Origin of the sequence: Streptomyces sp. NPDC059564 (assembly GCF_042735575.1) — a bacterium.
Lineage (GTDB): Bacteria > Actinomycetota > Actinomycetes > Streptomycetales > Streptomycetaceae > Streptomyces.
Map to the genome: position 1 here is coordinate 1 of NZ_JBHWBP010000462.1, position 5,166 is coordinate 5,166.

Sequence of the window (5,166 nt, forward strand, 5' to 3'; positions counted from 1 at the left end):
CGGGTGTGGGCTGGCGGCGGCTTCCCGCGTGGGCGGAGACGTGCGCGGCCACTGCGGATGTGCTGACCGGACAGGAGATGCACGAGCGCACGCTGTGGCTCGCTGTTCCCCTGCCGGGCAAGGGCGGAGCCGCGGCCGCTTCCCTCCATGCCCTGTACGGGGAGCTGTCGGCGGTTCTGGATCTCCCGCCGGTAGCGGTGCCCGAGGCCGAGGTTCACGCCGCGGTCGCGGAGGCCGGGCGGATCCAGACCTCTTTGGGGGGCGGGCTGGGTCTGCGGCCAGCGTCCCCAGCGGAGATCGTGTGGATGGTGCAGCACTCCATCCACCGCGGCCTCGATGCGGAGCCGCTTCTCTCGGATGCTGAGCACAGCCCCCTGTACGGCAGCCGCGTCCACGCGGGACAGGTCCGCTCCCCCTCGTACGCGGACCTGGGGCAGATCCGTCTGGCTGAAGGCGGCCAGGACATCGTCGAGAAAGCCAAGGCCGCCCGGGGACCGTGGTGGCGCACGGCAGCAACGTCCTCGCCGCTGGGCCGCCGCTGGCTCCAGGCCGAATCGGAGGCCGGGACCGGCTACCAGGCGCACCTGGTGCTGGCCGAGCTCCCGCCGGCGGTGCCGGTGGAATCGGCCGATGTCCTCGCGCAGCTGGAAGCGCTGCCGTTCCCGGTCGATGTCACGGTGGATCTGCGGGTGGTACCGGCGAAGAAGGCGCGTGCTCAGGTCCAGCGCAAGAAGCGCGAACTCCTTGACCAGGCCGGCCAGTACGGTGCGCAGCCCACCGGGATGCCGCACTCGCTGCCGAATGCGGCAGGGGACCTGGCGGAGCAGGACGCGCGTATGGCGCGGACCTCGGTGGAGGTCGAGGTCCAGTCGGTGACGGTGCTGTCCGTGTGGGGGCCGGCCGCGGCTGTGTGTGATGCACGGGCGCGGGAGCTGTCGGCCGCTCTGTCGGGGGGAGATTACCGGGCGGAGCGCCCCTACGGGATGCAGGAAGACCTCTTCGCCCTGGGTCTGCCAGGTATGCCCAGGGCGCCGAAGCTGGGGCAGTTTACGCAGCATCAGCTGTCGGAGGACTGGGCGGCGTGCGGTGCGCTGACGCTATCCCGGGTGGGGGATCCGGCCGGGGCGATGATCGGCTACGACCTGGACAGCGGCACGATCCGCCCGGTCCTGCTGAACCCGGCCGACGCCCCACAGGTCAACGCCTCCGCCTCGAGCGCGGTGGTCGGGGATCTGGGCGGCGGCAAGAGTGTGCTGGAGAAGCTTGTCACCGGCGCGGTGGTGGACCGGGGTGGGCGAGCCATCGTCATCGACCGGACTCCCATCCGGGAATGGGCCCGCTTCGGGCAGAGCGCGATGGGGAATCGGTGTCAGGTCATCGACGCCGCCCAGGCCCGGATCTCCATCGACCCGCTGCGGGTTTTCGGCGGTCCGGTCGGCGCCCACTACGCTCTGTCCTACCTGACCTTGCAGCTGGGGGTCGGCGCGATGACGGCCGCCGGCGCTGTCCTCCACCGCGCTGTCGAAGAAGTCGCGGGTGGGCCCGGGCCGTCCATGGGCAAAGTCCTGGACGTCCTCACAGCCCTCGCCGAAAGCAGCTGCGGCACAAGCCGTGCAGACGCGGCCGCCACCATGGCCGACCTGCTGCGCATCGTGCGCGGCAGCCCCCTCGCGGCGATGGTGTTCGATGCGGACCTGCCGCCGGTCACCCTTGCCGGGGACCTGGGCGCGGACCTGGTGGTGGTCACCACCACCGGCCTGACCCTGCCGCCGCGGGAAGCGTTCGCGGACACCGAGGTGCTGCGCCAGCAGCCGCTGGAGGCGTTGATCGGGCGGGCCGTGCTGTATCTGATCGCGGCCATCGCCCGGCAAGCCGCTTTCACCGAGCCGGAGCGGTTCTGCCTGGTCGCCCTGGACGAGTGCTACTGGCTGACCTCCTCGGCGGAAGGGTCCTCGCTGGTCCACGAGATCCTCCACGACGGCCGCAAACACGGCGCAGGCTGCTTCCTCGGCGCCCACGACGAAGAGGAACTCGGCAAGGACGCAGCCCTGATCGCCTACCGGTTCCTGGCCCGCACCACCGACCGCGTCCGCGCCGCGAAGGGCCTGCGCTTCCTGGGTCTGGACGGCGAGGACGAGGAACTGCTCCGGCTCGTGACGACCGGCCTGTCTCCCGTCGGCCAGGCCGGCCGCGAGGGCGAAATGCTGCTGCGCGATCCGCGCATGCAGGTCGGCCGGATCAAGGTCATCGTCCCGCCCGTGCCCCGCCTCAAAGAATCGATCTTCACCACACCCGGCCGGACCGCACAAGCCACAGCCACCAGGGGGACCTCATGACCCGCACCACCACCGCTGCGCGGCTGCTTCTCGGCGGAGCCGTCGCACTGCTCCTGATCACCTGCACCGCCGCCGCCTGGGCCATGCCCCACACCCGTCCGTCCCCGCCCACCATCACTGCCAGGTTCGAAGCAGGCGCTAGCGAGGGCTGTGACCTGATCGCGGGACCGGCCACCGCCTACTGCGGCACCACCCGGATGCCGGGCCCGACCGTGAAGGCCGCCGTCTGGCCTGCCGGTCTCAACAGCCGCACCGCACTGCTGCTGGTCTCCACCGCCGCAGTCGCCGCTGCCATCGGGCTTGTAAGCAGCGCCGGGCGGCGGCTGTGATCGCGCGCTTCCCCGTCGACCGGGGGACGGTGCGGGCAGCCGGGTTCGTCGCGCTGCTCACCGTCGTGTTCCTGGTGACGAACACCGCGGTCGCGGCCGCAGCGGACGGGAGCGGTGCCTCAGGGGGCGGACTGCTGGGCCCGCTGGACCTTCACACCCGTGAGGGTGCGCTGCTCAGCGGCTACCAACTGGAGGCCGTGGCGGGCGTGCCGGAAGGGGTTCCGGCGGTCCAGCTGGTCGAGAACGGCGGGGTGCCGGACCTTGACGTGGCCGGGCAGACTCAGCGGCTGGTGCTGTCTGGGCTGTTCACGCTGGTGCGGCTGCTGGTCGGGCTGTGTGGCTGGCTGCTCGACTTCGTCTTCAAGTTCCCCCTCCAGAGCCTGCTGACGGATCCGGCGCAGCGCCTCGCCGACGCCTACGAACGGCACGTGGTCGGTGCGCTTGGTCTCCAGGGCCTGCTGCTGACGTGGGCTTTTATGTTCGGGCTGATCCTTTTCGTGCGGGGCAAGGTCGGTACGGGGCTGGGAGAGATCGTGATGACCCTGGTCATCGCGGCCCTGGCCGCCAGTGCCCTCATCCGACCCGACTATCTGCTGGGCAGGGACGGCCCCCTCGACCAGACCCACCAGGCCGCCATCGAGGTCGCGTCCATCACCACCAGCTCCTACTTCGACACCCCCGCCCGCGGGGCACGCCCCTGCGACAGTGCGGTCGGCCCGGCTCACGAGGCGTGCGTGAAGGAGCGGGTCGAGGCCAAGGCCGTGACCACCCCGATCCAGAACGCGCTCACCGACGCCCTGGTCGTCAAGCCCTACATGCTGCTCCAGTACGGCCGGATCCTCGACCCGAAGAACCCGGGCGACGCCGCCGCGTACAAAGCCCACGTGAAGTGGGTCAAGAGCAGTCAGCCCGAGCAGCGGCCGGGCAGCGTCGACCTCTCGAAGTGCGACGGGGTTGTCGGGCCTCTCAAGCAGGACTGCGAACGCCGCCTCGCCGAGAACGGCGGCGAGCAGGCGGCCCCTGCCAACCCGGACTGCAAGCTGCTGTTCGGGGCGGCGAAGGAGACGTGCGAACACCAGGGGGCCGAGGTCCAGGCGAACCCGTGCGGAAAGCTGGATGGTCCCTCCCGGGACTACTGCGAGAACGGCACCGGACGCGCCAAAAACGACAAGGACTCCGCGTTCTCGACCCTCGTCAAGGATCTGGATGCCGCTGGGCCGGTCGGCAAGGCGTGCGCCGCGTACGCGGTGGAGCCCACCTGGGATCGGGTCTGGTCGGTCATCGCCCTGCTCATCGCCGTCATCGTCGTCTCACTCATGATCGTTTCGATGGCGGTGGTGATGCTCGGCGCGCAGGGCGCGGATGCCGCGACCGCCGCGGCCGGACCCATCGCCTGGGTATGGGCGATGCTGCCCGGCCCCTCCCGGATGCTGCTGTGGCGGTGGCTGGGTGTCTTCATCGTCTCAGCGCTGGTCTCCTTCATGGCCGCGATGGCCCTGCCGCTCTTCGGGATCGCCGTGGACGCCCTGCTGTCGGACAGCGGCCCCGACCTGATGGTGGAACGGCTGCTGCTGGTCGACGCCCTCGCCCTCGCCTTCCTGGTCATGCACCGCCGGATCCTGGCCGCCACGGCCGGCTTCGGACAGCGCATGGCCACCCGGATGCGGTACTCGAAGATCGGCGGCAGTCACCTGCGGGGCGACAGCTCCGAGCTCGGCGCGGCGCTCGCCATGCACGGCCCCGCCGCCACCGGAAGCGGCGGAGGCTTCGGACGGTACAGCGGACCGTCGGCCGCGCACAGCGCATTCGGCGCCCGGCTGCGCTCACTCGGCAGCCTCGCTTCGCTCAGCGACGGCAGCGGGATGCCGATGTCGCCGGGCCGGCTGCTCGGCGACGCGCTGGCCGAAGGACGGCGCGGGATCGTCCCGCTGGCCATGGCACTGCGCGGCACGCACACCGCCGTGCGCGGCGCGCGCACCGCCCTGATCGGCCCCAGGCCCGGCACGCACCCTGCGGCCGCCCGGCTTCACAACACCGCGAACGGCACCCGGCCGGGGGCTGGGGGCGAGATGGTGGTGGACCATTGGACCGGCAGGATCCTCCATGACCCCGACGCCGACCGGCCCCTGCTCGGATCGCGCGTCCACGCCCGCGCCTCCCGCCTGCGCGGCTACCGCATCGCCTCCCGCACCGCCCGCGTCGCCTACGGCGCGACCCTGGGCCTGCCCCGCAACATCGGCCGCGCGCGCGGCCGGGCCTCGGAGTTCACCGACGACGCCCGAACACAACTGCTGGTGGCAGCTCACCAGGTCCGTGACGACGCCGGCCGGTGGGCGGACGGCGGCCGCGCTGTCCGTGACCGCGTCGACCACACCGGTCAGGCTCTCGCCACCACCTGGCAGGTCCATGACCCCATGGGCTCCGTCCGTGACGTCGCCATCGCGGCAGCCATCCACACCCCACCGCTGCACGGTAGCGACCGCACGCCCGAGCCCCGGACC

Annotated in this window: 3 protein-coding genes; all 3 read left to right on the plus strand. The window is 71.6% G+C overall.

Annotation, left to right across the window (positions count from 1 at the left end; all coding sequences use genetic code 11):
- Positions 1–2,336, plus strand: a 2,336-nt coding sequence (locus ACFV0Q_RS38175) for an ATP-binding protein (RefSeq protein ID WP_385012242.1), incomplete at its 5' end; no start/stop codon positions are given.
- The gene (locus tag ACFV0Q_RS38180; protein ID WP_385012245.1) at positions 2,333–2,665 is read left to right on the plus strand and encodes a hypothetical protein; all 333 of its coding nucleotides are present in this window, start codon (positions 2,333–2,335) and stop codon (positions 2,663–2,665) included. The genes ACFV0Q_RS38175 and ACFV0Q_RS38180, both read left to right, overlap by 4 nt.
- Positions 2,662–5,166 (plus strand): hypothetical protein (locus ACFV0Q_RS38185; RefSeq protein WP_385012247.1); only part of this gene is annotated, 2,505 nt, incomplete at its 3' end. The genes ACFV0Q_RS38180 and ACFV0Q_RS38185, both read left to right, overlap by 4 nt.